The sequence below is a fragment of the Allobosea sp. Root483D1 genome, from assembly GCF_001429505.1.
Taxonomy (GTDB): Bacteria; Pseudomonadota; Alphaproteobacteria; order Rhizobiales; family Beijerinckiaceae; genus Allobosea.
This window is the reverse complement of record NZ_LMJW01000001.1, coordinates 343,093-358,741: the sequence shown is the minus strand read 5'-3', so window position 1 is coordinate 358,741 and position 15,649 is coordinate 343,093. Positions and strand designations below refer to the sequence as shown.

Genomic DNA, 15,649 nt, shown 5'->3' with positions numbered 1-15,649 from the left:
GAGCTTCAGCGAGGAACCGGGGGCGTCGTAGAGCATCAGATCGGCGCCGAGCAGGGCGCCGCCGGTGCGACGCGACTGGCTCGCGGCATTGCCGTCGGCATCGCTGTTGCCGGTGCCGCCAAAGGCCTCGCCCCAGAAGCTGTAGCGCGGCTGCGGAAGCGGTGCGGCCATCAGCACCGCGCCTTTGCGGCCGGGCAGGTCGGCGGAAAAGCTCGCCGCGACCTGTCCGGGAGCTTGCGTCAGCAGCGGCCCACGCAGATGCGACAGGATGGTGTCGCGCACCAGACGGCTCTCGTCGATCAGGACGCTGACGCCCTGTGCATGCGCCTCGCCGGACAGCATGTCGAAGCCGGCGCGGGCCTCGGCGGCGGTGCCCGAGAGCAGCGCGTCATAGACCGCATTGCCGGCGCCGAGCGCCTCGGCCGCATTGGCGATGAAGCCCTGGTTGCGGGTCGAGGCGACGAAGGTCGTGCCCGCGCCCGGCCCGAAGCCGGTGGCGTTGCGGGTCATGGTCAGCGTCACGTTCTGGGCGCCATAGCTCAGCGAGGGCGTCAGGAAGGCGAGGTTCGAGGTGACGGTGCTGAAGCGGCCGGTGACGCCACCGGTCGCGGTCAGGATGGTGTAGGTCGTGCTCGCCGCGTAGTTGCCGGCCTCGGCCAGGACCTGGACCGTGCCGCCCGTGATCGTGGCCGAGCCCGTGGCGGCAATCCTGTCGCTTTGCCCGGCGGCGTTGATCTCGACCTGATAGGTCGAGCCGCTCGCGAAGGCGACGTTGCCGTTGATGGTGAGCGTCCCGATCGAGTTGCCCGGCGCCACCGTGCCGCCGCTCGCGACCGCGAGCGCGCCGATCGTGCCGGAGCCGCCGAGCGCGCCGCCGCTCAGCGTCACCGCGCCCTTGATCGAGCCGTTGACCACGAGCTTGCCGCCCGACACCGTCGTGCCGCCACCATAGGTGTTGGCGCCAGTCAGCGTCAGCGTGCCGGTGCCGGTCTTGTCGAGCGCGCCATTGCCCGAGATCATGCCCGAGAACGTCGTCGAGGCGTTGCTGCTGCCCGCCTTCAGCGTTGAGCCCGAGCCGAGCTGGACGGCGCCCGCGCCGGCGAGCGAGCCGACCGTGGCGACGAGGCCCGGGACATCGCTGACTTCGAGCGTCGCGCCGGCCGAAACGGTGAAGTTCGAGTTCGCCGAGAAGGCCGTCGACGAGCTGCCGACCAGCGTTCCGGCCTGGACCAGCGTGGCGCCGGAATAGCTGCTGTTGTTCTGCAGGGCGAGCGTGCCGCCACCGGTCTTGGTCAGGCCGCCCGTGCCGGTGATGGCGCCGGTCAGGAGCACGGCGCGGCCGGCATCGATCTCGATGCCGCCGCCAGTGCCCGACAATGTCACTGCGCGCGCCAGGGTGACGTTGTTCGTCACCTGCAGCGTGCCGCCAGCCAGCGTCAGGCCGCCCGAGACATTGCCGAGATTGGCATCGGACGAGATCGAGAGCTTGCCGCCCGAGATCGTCGTCCCGCCGGCATAGGTGTTGACGCCGCTCAGCGTCAGCGTCCCCGTGCCGCTCTTGGTCAGCCCGCCGCTGCCGCCGACAATGGCATTCACCGTCAGGTTGCCGGTGGTCGTCTCGATGGTGCCGTCGCCGGCTCCCAGCGTCACAGCCCGTCCGGAGACGATATCGGCGGTGACGATCAGTGTGCCGCCGTCCAGCGTCAGCCCTGCCGAGACATTGCCGAGATTAGCCTCGCTCGAAATCGAGAGCCCGCCGCCGGTGACCGTGGTGCCGCCGGTATAGGTGTTGGTGCCGGTCAGGATCAGCGTCCCACTGCCGGTTTTGAAGAGGCCGCCCGTGCCCGCGATGGCGCCATCCATCGTGAGGCCCTGGCCCGCGGCCACCTCGACGGTGCCGTTGGCGTTGAGCACCACTGCCCGCGCTGTCGTGAAGCTCGCCGTAACCAGCAAGGTGCTGGCGCCGCTGAAGGTGAGTCCGCCGGAGGATGCGCCGAGATTGGCGTCCTGCGAAACCGAGAGCTTGCCTTGGATGAGCGTCGTCCCGCCGGTGTAGGTGTTGGCACCTGAGAGCACGACGGTGCCCGCCCCATCCTTGCCCACGCCGCCGCCGCCGCTGATGACGTTGCTGATCGTGATGTTCGTCGTCTGGTCGAAGGTCAGCGTGCCCGTGTCGATGACGATGCCGCCGATGATGGTGGCAATGGCGTTGCCCATCGTTAGCCTGTTGCTGCCGCCGGTGAAGTGGATCGCCGCGGCGCGCTCCGAGCCGTCGCCTGAGAGGCCGCCCACGATCGTACCGTTGTTGGTGATCGAAAGGCCGGCACCGATGATGGCCGCGCCGCCGGCAGCGCCGACGCCGTTCGCCTCTTCGCCTGGATTAGGGGTCCGACCAAAAGACGTCGGCAAATTCGAGCCGCCGCGCCCGCCATCGCCACCCCGGATCGTGCCGTTGACGGTCAGGGTCGTCGTCGCGCCGCCATTGGTGAAGACCAGGCCGGCGCCGCCAACGCCGGCCGCGCCGGCGGCGCCAGTGCCGTCCGACACATACGAGCCGCCGTTTCCGCCCTTGCCGCCCTGGATCGTGCCGTCGATGGTCAGGGTCTGCGTAGCACTGCCATCGGTGAAGAGCAGGCCGATGCCGCCGGAGCCGCCACCGCCGCCGAAACCATAAAAGCTACCACCGCCATGGCCGCCATTGCCGCCGGTGAGCGTGCCGGCGATTGCTCCCGTCGCGCCCGTGCCCGTGACCACGGCACCATAACCACCAGCGCCGCCGCCGCCGCCGGAATAGTTGTAGCCGGAGTTACCGTCGCCGCCATTGCTGCCGGTCTTGGCGCCGACAGGCAGCGCCGCGCCGACACTACCATGCACGCCACCATCGCCGCCCTGGCCTTCGCCAGTGATGCCGGTGCCGGGGAGCCCGCCAGCTCCGCCGCTGACAGCGCCGGCGCCGCCGCCGCCACCGCCCGCGTTGCCTCCTGGGGTTGTTTGGCCCCGGACGCCCGCACCGCCGGCGCCCGTCGGGTTGTCGATGCCACCCGGGCCGCCGGAGCCGGGTTGCGCGCTGCTTCGGTCGCCGCCGCGCCCGCCATTTGCGAGCGCATGGCCGGCGGACAAAAGCAGCATGAGTGCCGTGCCCGCGAGCAGCCGCGAGGCGAGCCGCGTACGAGATGTCCCGCTGTTCGCAGGAGTGATGACGGATATCATGAGATTGCCCAACCCTACCGTGGACGCAGGCTTAGGCCGGGGCGGGCAGGAGGCAATGAACAGCCGTTCACATCCCGCCAAATCGATAAAGTGTGGCGAATTTGCTGCAGGTTTCGCTGCGGAAGCGAGCGTTCAAACCGATGGAGCGCAGGGCGGCCCGCCGCTCAGCCCAGCGGCTGCCGGTAGACGATGAAGCCGGATTTCTGCGCGACCTTGTCGTAGAGCTCCTGCGCCTGCAGGTTGCTCTCATGCGTCTGCCAGTAGACGCGGAACAGGCCCTTGGCCTCGGCCATCTGCCTGACGGCTTCGATCAGCTTGCGGCCGACGCCGTGGCCGCGCGCTTCTTCGCTGGTGAAGAGGTCCTGCAGGTAGCAGATCTCCTTCTGGCTCCAGGTCGTGCGGTGGAGCACATAGTTGACGATGCCGATCGCCCGGCCGTCGCGCTCGGCGATGAAGCCGCCCATCGGCTCCTGCCCGCCCGTCAATCGCGCGAAGGTGGTGTCCGTCGTCTCCGGCGTCAGCGACGATTTGTAGAAGGTAAGGTAGCCCTGCCAGAGCGGCTCCCAGGCGGCGCGGTCATCGGCCGTGAGCGGGCGGATGTTGATCTCTGACATGGGCTTGGCGTCTCCTCGCTATTCCGAGGAGGCTAGCGGCGGTCTTCGGCGCTGTCTCATGACAAGCGCAGATCGGATCGATCGGATTCGGTGCTGGAATTCAGCAGGCGTCATGCTCGGGCTCGACCCGAGCATCTCTCGCCGGATGAGGCGCCAGCAAGCGCCTTCTCGTCAGGAGATTCTCGGGTCTGCGCTGCGCTTCGCCCGAAAATGACGTTGCAGGCTCAGAGCTGGTTGAGCAGGGCCTCGGCGCCGGAGACATCGGCCTTGCCCGGCGCGTCTTCGACGTTGAGCGCGGTCACGACGCCGTCCTCGACGACCATCGAATAGCGCTGCGAGCGCGTGCCGAGGCCGAAGCCCGAGCCGTCCATCGACAGGCCGATCTCCTTGGCGAAATCGGCATTGCCGTCGGAGAGGAAGGTGATCACGCCGACGCCGCCGGTTGCCTTCGACCAGGCGTCCATGACGAAGACGTCGTTGACGCCGGTGACGAAGATTTCCTCGACGCCCTTGCCCTTGATCTCGGCCGCCTTGTTCACATAGCCGGGCAGGTGGTTCTTGTGGCAGGTCGGCGTGAACGCGCCCGGCACCGCGAAGAGCACGATCTTGCGGCCCTTGAACAGCTCGTCCGAGGTCTTGGCCGCCGGCCCGTCGGCCGTCATCACGCGAAACGTCGCCTGCGGAAGCTTGTCACCGACCTTGATCGCCATGTCCGTATCTCCTGCATGCGGCAGCGCGCCGCTTCGAAGGCAGGGTTACGGCTTCGCCGTGCCGATGTCGAGTTCGAGCCGCGTCTCGACCGATTGCGGCTTTCCGCGCACGGTGATGATGAGCGGCGTCTGGCCGGTCGCGCCCTTGGGACGCTCGACGATCTTCAGCTTCGCGGAGACCGTGCCGTCCGGCTGGGGCATCAGCATCGGCCGGCCGAAGGACCACATGCCGGCACCCTCGACGAAGACGTCGTCGACCGAGCCGCCCTCGGGCGCTTTCAGCGACAGCTTCACCGCGGCGTCACTATGCGTGACTTCGAGGATCGAGAGGCGGTCGCTGGTCGCCCCCAGCTTGACCGCATGCGGAATCCGCGCCTCGAACTGCTCCAGTCGCGGCGAGGTCACCGAGGTGACGCCGGGCTCGAGCCAGAGCCGCGCCTCGCCCTTCGCGGGAACGCAGATCTTGTCGCAGACCGCATAGTCGAGCTTCAGCACCACGGTCACCGGCCGCGCCGGATCGACCGGCTGGATCGAGACCGGCACCACCACCTCGCCGACATAGCCGATGCCGGAGCCGGCGCCGTCCTCGAAGCGCTCAGGCGTCGGCCAGCGCACATCGAGCCCGCCGACATTCTCCGAGCCGCTCCAGTCGAAGACCGGCGGCACGCCGGCATCGCCGGGGCTGCGCCAATAGGTCTTGAAGCCCGGCGACATCGTGATCTCGACGCCGACGCGCTGCTTGCCCGACGGGGCGGTCGCACCCGCGATCAGGCGCATCGACGAATAGGCGGCCTTCGACCACGGCGAAACCGCGGCGTCCTGGGCGGAAGCCGGTGAGCCGAGCGCCAGCGCGGCGAAGAGAGTAAGGGCCGTGATTGTTTTCACGCGTCTGATTTAGGCGATCCAGCCGGATTTTGCGAGGACAATGCCGGTGCTGTGATCCGGCTTCGGGAGAGCGCCAAGCATCCCCAGCTTTGCGCCAGCATTGCGGCAGGGGCCGAGCCTGCGCTTCGGGCTGCGCCGGAAATTCCGAGATCGCTCCTGAGCCAAAATGGTTCCCACACCAGCCCATCATGCTCTAGCATGGCAGCATGAATCTCGGGTCGAACCAGCGCATCAGCGGTCGCAGCTATCTCGACGGGCAGTGCCTGATCGCCATGCCGGGCATGAGCGATCAGCGCTTCGCCCGCAGCGTCGTCTATCTCTGTGCCCATTCCGAGGATGGCGCGATGGGGATCATCGTCAACAAGCCTGCTGCCGACACGCATTTTCCGGAGCTGCTCGTTCAGCTCGACGTGATCCCGCCCGATCAGGCGATCCGCCTGCCGAGCCAGGCCGAGAAGATGAAGGTGCTACGCGGCGGGCCGGTCGAGACCAAGCGTGGCTTTGTCCTGCACAGCGCCGATTTCTTCCTGGAATCGGCGACGCTGCCGATCGACGACGGCATCTGCCTGACCGCGACGCTCGACATCCTGCGCGCCATCGCCGTCGGGACCGGGCCGGAGAATGCGGTTCTGGCGCTCGGCTATGCCGGCTGGGGCGCTGGGCAGCTCGAATCCGAGATCCAGTCCAATGGCTGGCTGCATTGCGCCGCGGATGAGGCGCTGCTCTTCGACGACGCGCTCGACACCAAATATACGCGGGCGCTCAACAAGCTCGGCATCGACCAGGCCTTCCTGTCGAAGGACGCCGGTCACGCCTGAAGGGAGGCTCGTCATGCTCGGGCTTGACCCGAGCATCTCAGGCCGGACGAGGCATCGGACAGAGCTTTCTCGTCATGAGTTTCTCGGGTCAAGCCCAAGAATGACGGCCTATTCTCACGCCGCCTCGAAGGACGAGCTCGACGCGCCCACCAGCCGCCGCGCTTCCGCCGCCGTCATCGGCTGGCCGAAGGTGTAGCCCTGCGCGTACTGGCAGCCGAGCTGGTAGAGCTCGATCGCGTCCGACTCGGTCTCGGCGCCCTCGGCGACCACGTCCATCTGCAGATCGGCCGCGAGCTGGACGATCGAGCGCAGGATCACCGGCGGCTTGCCGTTGCCCATCTGGCGCACGAAGCTCTGGTCGATCTTGATCGTGTCGAAGGGGAAGCGCTGCAAATAGGACAGCGAGGAATAGCCGGTGCCGAAATCGTCGAGCGACAGGCCGGCGCCGAGATCGCGGATGCGCGACAGCATCTGCGCCGCATATTCCGGGTTCTCCATCACCAGGCTCTCGGTGATTTCGAGCTTGAGCGTGCCCGGCAGCACGCGCCGGCGCGACAGCACGGCCTTCACGTCGCGCAGGAGGTCGTGGCGGAGGAGCTGCCGGCTGGAGACGTTGACGCTGGCGAAGATCGGCGGCTCGACCTCGAGCGCGGCCTGCCAGGCGGCGAGCTCGCGCGCGGTCCGGTCCATCACATAGACGCCGAGATCGACGATCAGCCCGCTCTCCTCGGCGATGGAGAGGAAGTCCTGCGGCAGCAGCCGGCCCTCGCGCGGGTGGTCCCAGCGCATCAGCGCCTCGAAGCCGGCGATGGTCCGGTCCTCCAGCCTGACGATCGGCTGGTACATCACCTGGATCTCGCCGCGCTCGATCGCCCGGCGCAGGTCGCTTTCGAGCGCGAGCCGGTCGTTGCGGTCGGTGCGCATCGCCGGGACGAAGACCTCGACGAGGTTGCCGCCCTGGTTCTTGGCATGCGCCATGGCGAGCTCGGCGTTCTTCAGCGCATCGTCCTTGCGTGCCGTCGGCGTGCCGTCGAAGAGCGTGAGGCCGATCGAGGGCGTCAGCACGATCTCGCGTTCGGCGAAGGTGATCGGCGTCGAGACGGCGCGGCGGATCAATTCGGCCAGTGCCAGGATGCGCTCGGGATCGCTCTCCGAGACGATGATCATCGCGAAGATGTCGCCGCCGATCCGTGCGAGCGTGTCCTGCGTCCGGAGCAGGCGGCCGAGCCGGCGCGCCAGCGTCAGCAGGATCGAATCGCCGGCCGAGAAGCCGACCGATTCGTTGACCTGCTTGAAGCGGTCGATGTCGATGACGATCACGGTCGGGCGGATGGCGTCGTCGGCGCGGCAGAAGCCGAACACGGCGGTGAGCCGGTCCTGGAACAACTCGCGATTGGGCAGTCCGGTCAGGTTGTCGTGCACGGCGTCGTGCAGCATGCGCTCCTGTGCGGTGCGCTGCTCGGTGACGTCGGCGAGGGTGCCTATGACCCGGATGACCTCGCCGTCCGAGCCGATCACCGGCCGCGCCCTCAGGCTGAACCAGTGATAGGCGCCATTGGCGGCACGCAGCCGGAAGTCGAGCTGGAGCTTGCCGCGGCGCTGCTCGATCACCGCGTCGAGCGAGACGCGATACCGGTCGCGGTCGGCGATGTGCATGTGCTCGAGCCAGCGCGCGGCGGAGGTCTCGAGTGCGCCCTTGGACAAGCCGAGCAGCGTCTCGGTCTGAGGCGAGACGAAGATCTTGTCGGCGGAGACGTCCCAGTCGAAGACGAGATCGCCGGAGCCCGCGAGCGCGAGAGCCTGCCGCTCGGTGTCGGAGACCAACCCCTGACCCAGGGCGCCGCCGGCGAAGGCGTGCTGCACCACGGTGAAGCCGATCAGCAGCACGATCAGGATGAGGCCGCCGATCAGGGCCGGTGGCACGAGGTCGCGCGTGACGTGGCCGACCACGGTGAAACCCGCTGCCGTCACCCAGACCAGCAGCAGGAACCAGGTCGGGATCAGCATCACCGCCCGCTCATAGCCATGGGTGGCAAGATGCAGGATCAGCACGAAGCCGACCGTCGCGACGGCGGCGATCGAGATGCGGGCGATGCCGGCCGCCATCGGCGCATCGAACACCGCAAGGCCGACGAGGCCGGCGAGGCCGAGAATCCAGACAATGGTGATGTGACTGTAGCGCACATGCCAGCGCGACAGGTTGAGATAGGCGAAGAGGAAGACGAGCAGCGTTGCCGCCAGCACCACCTCGGCGCCGGCCCGGTATATTCGCTCGATCGCCGGGGTCAGCGGGAAGATGCGCTGGAAGAAGCCGAAATCGAGCCCGGCATAGGCCAGCACCGCCCAGGCCAGCGCCGCGGCGGCCGGGAAGATCACCGCGCCCTTGACCACGAAGATGATGGTCAGGAACAGCGCGAGCAGGCCAGCGATGCCGATGATGATGCCCTTGTAGAGCGTCAGGCCGTTGGTCTTCTGGCGGTAGGCCTCCGGCTCGAACAGATAGAGCTGCGGCAGGTTCGGCGATTTCAGCTCCGCCACGAAGGTGACGGTGGTGCCGGGGTCGAGCGTGATCTGGAAGATGTCGGCGTCGGGAGCTTCCTCGCGCTCGGGTCGCAGGCCCTGGCTCGCGGTGACCGCCTCGATGCGGCGGTCGCCGAGATCGGGCCAGATCACGCCCGAACCGATCAGCCGGTGGAACGGCGCGACCAGCAATCGGTCGATCTGCTCGTCGGAATCATTGGTCAGCGCGAAGACGATCCAGTCCGGCCGCGCCCCCGATTCGCGCGCCCTGACAGCGATGCGCCGGACGATGCCGTCGGCACCGGGCGCGGTCGAGATCTGGATGACGTCGCCGTCCGATTTGTTGCGTTCGACCACGTCCGTCAGGTCGAGCACCGGCACGTCGAGCGGCACGCGCTGCGCATCGACCGCCAGCGCCGGCCGCAGGAGTGAGAGCAGCACCAGCATCAGGAGGCCGAAAACGGCGATGCCGGACCGGAGGAAGCGGAGTGTCGATGACAAGATGGGCTCTGCGGGGAACTCTTCAGGCGTGATGGTCAGTGGTATCGGTGGGACGTGGCGAGGGCAAGGCAATGCCGGCCTGTTCACAGCTTGCGATCGGTTTCGGCGGGGCGACGCAGCTCCGAGGCCAGGATGCCATAGAGCAGATGGTCGGCCCAGACGCCGTTGATGCGCAGATAGCCGCGCGCCTCACCCTCGTGCTTGAAGCCGACGCGCGCCAGCAGCCGGCGCGAGGGCTCGTTATGCGGCAGGCAGGCGGCTTCGACGCGGTGCAAAGCGAGTTCGGAGAAGGCGAAGTCGAGCGCGCCGCGCACCGCCTCGGTCATGTGGCCCTTGCCGGCATGGCGCTGGCCCATCCAGTAGCCGAGCGTGCAGGCCTGGGCGACGCCGCGTCTGACGAGGCCGAGGGTGAGCCCGCCGAGCATGGCCTCCGAGCGGCTGTCGAGGATGAACAGGGAGTAGGCTTCGTCCGTCGCGATCTCGCGGGCGGCGCGTTTGACCCGCAGGCGGAACGAGGCGCGGGTCAGGTCGTCCTCGGTCCAGACCGGCTCCCAGGGGGTGAGGAAGTCGCGGCTCTCCATCCGCAAGCTCGCCCAGGCCGAATAGTCGCCGGCGATCGGGGCACGCAGGATCAGGTTCTGGGTCCTGATCAGGGGCCGCGCCGGCGGGTCGGTGGCGAAGCGGAAGAGGGCCATCGTCGTCAGGCGGCCCGCGCCAGCATGGCGCGCACGGCGCTCGCCGGGGCGAGATCGTCGAGCGGGCCGACGGCGGCGACCGTGACCACGCCGTCGAGCAGGGCCTGGCCGGCGGCGCGCACATCGGCGAGGCTGACCGCATCGAGCCGGCGCGCCAGTTCCTCGCGCGGGATCGCTCGGCCGAAGACCAGCACCTGCCGTGCCATCTGCTCGAGCTTGCCGCCGGGGCTCTCCAGCGAGGCCAGGAGACCGACCTTCATCTGCGCCCGGGCGCGGGCGACCTCGACCTCGCTGACGTCGCGGGCCGCCTGGCTGAGGCAGTCGAGCGCGACTTCGACCAGCTCGCCGACATCCTCCGGCGCGGTCCCGGCACTGATGCCGAAGACGCCGCAATCGGAGAAGGGCCAGTGGAAGGCGTCGATCGCATAGGCGAGACCGCGGCGCTCGCGCACCTCCTGGAACAGGCGCGACGACAGGCCGCCGCCGAGCACCGCCGAGAAGATCTGCAGCGGATAATGCGCGCCATTGCTGAACGGCTTGCCGGGGAACCCGAGGACGATGTGGACCTGCTCCTCGTCGCCGTCGATGCGGGCTTCGCCGCCCTGGTAGACTGCCGGCGAGCGCGCCTCGGGAGCGCTCGCGGGCTGCGCCGGCAGGCCGGTGAGAGCCTGTTCCGCCAAAGCGACGAGCTCGGCGTGATCGACCGCGCCGGCGGCGGCCAGCACCATGTTGCCGGCATGGTAGTGCCGGCCGAGATAGGCGCGGATCGCGTCCGGCGTGAAGCTCTTCACTGTCTCCGCCGTGCCGAGGATCGGCCGGCCGAGCGGCTGCTCCGGGAAGGCGGCCTGCAGGAAACGGTCATAGACGAGATCGTCCGGCGTATCCTGCACGGCGCCGATCTCCTGCAGAATCACGCCCTTCTCGCGCGCCAGCTCCTCCTCGGTCAGCGAGGGGTGCGTCAGGATGTCGGCGAGGATGTCGACCGCCAGCGGCAGGTCCTGGCCGAGCACGCGGGCGGTGTAGCAGGTGTATTCGACTGATGTCGCGGCGTTGAGGTCGCCGCCGACGCTCTCGATTTCTTCGGCGATCTGCAAGGCGGAGCGCCGGGCCGTGCCCTTGAACGCCATGTGCTCGAGCAGATGGGCGAGGCCATGCTCATGCGGCAGCTCGTCGCGCGCACCGGCGCCGATCCAGATGCCGAGCGAGACGGTCGAGGCATGGTCCATGCGCTCGGAGACGATGCGCAGGCCCGATGGCAGCGTCGTCAGGCTGACGGCAGGGTCGTGGCCTGCTGCCTCGCCCTGCTTCGCGGCCTGGGACTTCTCGGTCTTGGCCTTGAAGGTCTTCGCCGCCGTCATGCCGCGGCACTCCTGACGGCCCGGGCCCGCTCGGCGATGAAGCGTTCGAGCTCGCCCTGGTCGTTCGGCAACTGGCTGAACCGCTCCTTGCGCTCCATCAGGTCGGCGAGGTGCGCAGGGAGGGCGGGCGTGACGCCGCTCGCCGCGGCGACGGCCGCCGGGAACTTGGCGGGGTGGGCGGTGCCGAGCGCGACCACCGGCGTTGCCGGGTCGCTCGCGAGCAGCTTGCGCGCCGCGGCGACGCCGATCGCGCTGTGCGGATCGAGCAGATAGCCGGCCTCGCGCCAGACCGTGCCGATTTCGTTGGCGATCGAGGCCTCGTCCTGCGAGACCGCGTCGAAATCGGCGCGGATGCGGGCGAGGGGCTCCGGGGCGATCTCGAAACGGCCGGACTGCGCCAGCGACTGCATCAGCCGGCGCACGGCTGCACCGTCGCGGCCATGCGCCTCGAACAGCAGCCGTTCGAAATTCGAGGAGATCTGGATGTCCATCGAGGGCGAGGTCGTTGCCGCGACGCCGCGCATCTCATAGACGCCGGTCTCCAGCGTACGCGCCAGGATGTCGTTGCTGTTGGTGCCGACCATCAGCCGGCCGATCGGCAGGCCCATCTGCTTGGCGATCCAGCCGGCGAGGATGTCGCCGAAATTGCCGGTCGGCACCGCAAAGGAGACCGGCCGGTGCGGCGAGCCGAGTGCGACCGCCGCGGTGAAGTAGTAGACCACCTGTGCCGCGATCCTCGCCCAGTTGATCGAGTTGACGCCGGAGAGGCGCAGTTCGTCGCGGAAGGCGTGGTGGTTGAACAGCGCCTTCACCAGGTTCTGGCAGTCGTCGAACGTGCCCTCGACCGCGATGGCGTGGACGTTGTCGGCCAGGGGCGTGGTCATCTGCCGGCGCTGGACGTCGGAGACGCGGCCATGCGGGTAGAGGATGAAGACGTCGACGCAGCTCCGCCCCTTGAAGGCATCGATCGCGGCACCGCCGGTGTCGCCCGAGGTCGCGCCGACGATGGTGGCGCGCTCGCCGCGCTGCGCCAGCACATGGTCCATCAATCGCCCGAGCAGCTGCATCGCCACGTCCTTGAAGGCGAGCGTCGGGCCGTGGAAGAGTTCGAGCGAGAACAGGTTGTCGCCGAGCTGGACGAGCGGGCAGACGGCCGGATGGCGGAAGCTGCCATAGGCCTCGCCGATCATGGCTTTCAGTGCGCCAGGCGCGATGTCGCCATCGGCGAGCGCACCGAGGATGCGCTCGGCGACGTCGGCATAGGGCTTGCCTGCGAAGCCGGCGATCTCCTGCGCGCTGAAGCGCGGCAGAGCTTGCGGCAGATAGAGGCCGCCGTCACGGGCAAGTCCGGCGAGCAGCGCGTCGGCAAAGGAGAGCGTCGGCGCTTCGCCACGGGTCGAAATATGCAGCACGGTGATGATCTCTGATGTCGTGCTGATCCTATAGGCCCGTTGGCAAAGGAGGGCAAAGCCCGGCTATGCAGACCGGCTAACCGCCCTGAGCCCCATCCGGAGGGGCAAGCGTAGCTTGCGTCTCGAAGGAGGCTCCAGCTCTCTCCGGAACCTCCTGGAGCATCCTTCGAGACGGGCTCCGGCAGAGCGCTTCTCAGGATGAGGGCTGTAGGATTCGCAAAGCCCTCAAGGCGTATCAGCCGGCTTCCTGCGTGCCTGCCAGCCATAGGCGCCGAACACGCCGATCAGCGTCGCCGCCAGCCCCCACCATGTCAGCGCATATTGCAGGTGGTTGTCGGGGATGCGGCCGATCAATTCCTTGACGTCGACGCCGGCCGGCGGCGTCAACCCGTCGCCCTGGCGTTCCGCTTCGAGATAGAACGGAGCGGCCCCCGACAAGCCGAGCGCTGCGGCGATACCAGCGGGATCGCGCGTATAGAACTCGCGCTGCTGCGGCAGATCGGCAGGAGTGAAGTTGTTGCGGGCCTCCGGTGCGCGCAGATAACCGGTGATGGTCGCTGCTCCGGTTGCCGGGGCGATCACCGCAAAGCGGCTTTCCGGCACGAAGCCGCGATTGACCAGGATCGTCGCGCCGTCCTCGAGCCGGAAGCCCTGGAAGACCCAACGGCCGAAGCCGGAGAGCTGGCGCGAGCCGGGCGGCCCGGCGGCGATGGTGGTGCGCACGCCGGCGATGCCGTCGAGATAGCTGCCCTTGGCAACGGAGCGGGTCAGGTCGAGGGCGGAAGGATCGAGCCGCGGCCACTCGCCTGCTGGCGGCAGCCCCACGGCGGGACCTTGCGCTTGCGTCTCCAGCCGCGTGATGAAGGCGCGCTTCTCGTCCATGCGCTGCCATTGCCAGGCACCGAGGTAGAAGAGCACGCCGACGCCGATGACGGTCAGCGCGGCCGGCAGCAGCAGCTTTGGCCGGCTCGCGGAAGCAATCTGTTCGCTCACTTCTTCAGCCTGCCTTCCTCGGCCTTGTTGGCATATTGCAGCGCGACCGCCAGCCCCTTCATCGGCCGCAGCAGCCCGAGGCAGGTGACGAGCGCCAGCGGCAGCCAGAGCAGGAGATGCAGCCAGATCGGCGGGGTGTAGGCGATCTCGACATAGAGCGCGAGGCCGAGCACGAAGAAGCCGGCGATCAGCATGATGAACACCGCCGGTCCGTCGGCCGAATCGGCGAAAGCGAAGTCGAGGCCGCAGGCGGAGCAGCGCGGCTTCAGCTTGAGATAGCCGTCGAACAGCTTGCCCTCGCCGCAGCGCGGGCAACGGCCGGCGAGGCCCGTCGAAAAGGGTGAGGGCGGTGTTATCTTCGGCTGCGCCATCGCGGCCTCCTCAAATGGAAAGGGCGGCCTTGCGGCCGCCCCTCTCGAGGTTCGCGGCCGCTTTCGGCCCGGGCCTAGTGTGCTGCCGGGACCCCGGCACCCCAGACATAGATCGAGGCGAACAGGAACAGCCAGACCACGTCGACGAAGTGCCAGTACCAGGCGGCAAACTCGAAGCCGAGATGCTGGTCCGGCTTGAAATGGCCGAGATAGACGCGCCACAGGCAGATCGCCAGGAAGATCGTGCCGATGATGACGTGGAAACCGTGGAAGCCGGTCGCCATGAAGAAGGTCGCGCCGTAGATGTTGCCCTTGAAGGCGAAAGCGGCGTGCGCGTACTCGTAGCCTTGGGTGATCGTGAACAGGATGCCGAGGATCACGGTCAGCCACAGGGCCTGCTTCAGGCCCTTCCGGTCGCCCTGGATCAGGGCGTAGTGCGCCCAGGTCACAGTCGTGCCGGAGGTCAGGAGGATCAGCGTGTTGAGCAGCGGCAGGTGCCAGGGGTCGAAGGTCTCGATGCCCTTCGGCGGCCAATGCCCGCCGGTGAACTCGGCGCGGGCGTACTGGATAGGCTCGCCGGTGAACAGGCTGGCGTCGAAGAAGGCCCAGAACCAGGCGACGAAGAACATCACCTCGGAGGCGATGAACATGATCATGCCGTAGCGATGGTGCAGCTGCACCACGCGGGTATGATGACCCTCGCGCTCGGCTTCACGGATCACGTCCATCCACCAGGCGAGCATGGTGTAGAGCACGCCGAGCAGGCCGGCGCCGAAGACCAGCGGGCCGATGTGCATGCCGGCGACCGGCAACGCCTTCATCCACATCACCGCGCCGATCGCCATGATGGTCGCGCTGGCGGCGCCTACGATCGGCCACGGGCTCGGGTCGACGAGATGGTAGTCGTGGTTCTTGGTATGGGCCCCGGCCATCGTGCTCAAGTCTCCGCGTCCATAGAAGTGCAGCGCTTGTCGCGCAGCTTTATAGTTTCGATTGGTTGCCGTCACCCTTGCTTTCCGCCACCGGCTGCCCGTTCTTCGACGGGAAGTAGGTGTAGGACAGGGTGATCGCTTTCAGGCTGGCGAGCTCGCGATTCAACTCGATCTCGGGATCGATGTAGAACACCACCGGCGCTTCCAGGGTCTCGCCAGGCTGCAGCGTCGTCTCTGTGAAGCAGAAGCACTGGATCTTGACGAAATAGGCGCCCGACTGGTTCGGCTGGACATTGTAGGTCGCGATGCCGGTCATCGGCCGCGAGGACGTGTTGGTAATCTTGTAGAACACCGTCTGCGTCACGCCGACCTGCGCCTTGATCTCCGTCCTCTCCGCCTCGAAGCGCCAGCCCAGGGCCGGCGCGACATTGGCGTCGAAGGCGACCGAGACGATGCGGTCGCTGGTCTTGCCGGTGGCGGCGGTGCCGACCATCGGCGTGCCGGCAAAGCCGGTGACCTTGCAGAACAGGTTGTAGAGTGGCACCGCGGCGAAGGAGAGCCCGGTCATGGCGAGCACGGCGGCGCTGCAGGCAAGAACGGTGCGGCGGTTGCGGGAAGCGGTGTTCATCG

Annotated in this window: 13 protein-coding genes; 1 reads left to right on the top strand and 12 read right to left on the bottom strand. The window is 68.0% G+C overall.

Going from position 1 to position 15,649, the window contains the following annotated elements; genetic code table 11:
• From ASE66_RS01755 to ASE66_RS01740, 4 genes are all read right to left on the bottom strand, one after another.
• Positions 1-3,129, bottom strand: a 3,129-nt coding sequence (locus ASE66_RS01755; protein WP_200964532.1) for an autotransporter-associated beta strand repeat-containing protein, incomplete at its 3' end; no start/stop codon positions are given.
• Between the two features lie 245 nt (positions 3,130-3,374).
• Positions 3,375-3,824: a GNAT family N-acetyltransferase gene (locus ASE66_RS01750; protein ID WP_057187849.1), complete on the bottom strand. Its 450-nt coding sequence runs from the start codon at positions 3,822-3,824 to the stop codon at positions 3,375-3,377.
• 224 nt (positions 3,825-4,048) lie between these two features.
• Positions 4,049-4,534, bottom strand: coding sequence for a peroxiredoxin (locus ASE66_RS01745; RefSeq protein ID WP_057187848.1), 486 nt, complete (start codon positions 4,532-4,534; stop codon positions 4,049-4,051).
• Between the two features lie 45 nt (positions 4,535-4,579).
• On the bottom strand, positions 4,580-5,419 hold the full coding sequence (locus tag ASE66_RS01740) for a protein-disulfide reductase DsbD domain-containing protein (protein WP_057187847.1): 840 nt from the start codon (positions 5,417-5,419) through the stop codon (positions 4,580-4,582).
• A 206-nt stretch (positions 5,420-5,625) separates the two neighbouring features.
• Between ASE66_RS01740 and ASE66_RS01735 the strand changes: the two genes are divergently transcribed.
• Positions 5,626-6,237: a YqgE/AlgH family protein gene (locus tag ASE66_RS01735; RefSeq protein ID WP_057187846.1), complete on the top strand. Its 612-nt coding sequence runs from the start codon at positions 5,626-5,628 to the stop codon at positions 6,235-6,237.
• Between the two features lie 114 nt (positions 6,238-6,351).
• Here ASE66_RS01735 and ASE66_RS01730 read toward each other — a convergent pair whose 3' ends face one another.
• The 8 genes from ASE66_RS01730 to ASE66_RS01695 all read right to left on the bottom strand — a co-directional run bounded on the left by ASE66_RS01730 (position 6,352) and on the right by ASE66_RS01695 (position 15,647).
• Positions 6,352-9,204 carry an EAL domain-containing protein gene (locus ASE66_RS01730; protein WP_057188638.1) on the bottom strand — a complete coding sequence of 951 codons (2,853 nt, stop codon included), beginning with the start codon at positions 9,202-9,204 and terminating at the stop codon, positions 6,352-6,354.
• Between the two features lie 137 nt (positions 9,205-9,341).
• Positions 9,342-9,953 (bottom strand): GNAT family N-acetyltransferase, encoded by a 612-nt coding sequence (locus tag ASE66_RS01725; protein ID WP_057187845.1) that lies wholly within the window; start codon positions 9,951-9,953, stop codon positions 9,342-9,344.
• 5 nt (positions 9,954-9,958) lie between these two features.
• A complete protein-coding gene (locus ASE66_RS01720) occupies positions 9,959-11,311 on the bottom strand; it encodes a M16 family metallopeptidase (protein ID WP_082613125.1) in 1,353 nt (450 codons plus the stop codon).
• Complete coding sequence (gene thrC, locus ASE66_RS01715; RefSeq protein ID WP_057187844.1) at positions 11,308-12,723, bottom strand: threonine synthase; 1,416 nt, start codon at positions 12,721-12,723, stop codon at positions 11,308-11,310. The genes ASE66_RS01720 and thrC overlap by 4 nt, the downstream gene beginning before the upstream one ends.
• A 225-nt stretch (positions 12,724-12,948) precedes the next feature.
• Positions 12,949-13,716 (bottom strand): SURF1 family protein, encoded by a 768-nt coding sequence (locus ASE66_RS01710; RefSeq protein ID WP_057187843.1) that lies wholly within the window; start codon positions 13,714-13,716, stop codon positions 12,949-12,951.
• A complete protein-coding gene (locus ASE66_RS01705; protein WP_057187842.1) occupies positions 13,713-14,087 on the bottom strand; it encodes a DUF983 domain-containing protein in 375 nt (124 codons plus the stop codon). The genes ASE66_RS01710 and ASE66_RS01705 overlap by 4 nt, the downstream gene beginning before the upstream one ends.
• Before the next feature lie 74 nt (positions 14,088-14,161).
• The gene (locus tag ASE66_RS01700) at positions 14,162-15,019 is read right to left on the bottom strand and encodes a cytochrome c oxidase subunit 3 (protein ID WP_057187841.1); all 858 of its coding nucleotides are present in this window, start codon (positions 15,017-15,019) and stop codon (positions 14,162-14,164) included.
• 49 nt (positions 15,020-15,068) lie between these two features.
• The gene (locus ASE66_RS01695; RefSeq protein WP_057187840.1) at positions 15,069-15,647 is read right to left on the bottom strand and encodes a cytochrome c oxidase assembly protein; all 579 of its coding nucleotides are present in this window, start codon (positions 15,645-15,647) and stop codon (positions 15,069-15,071) included.
• Between the last annotated feature and the right edge of the window lie 2 nt (positions 15,648-15,649).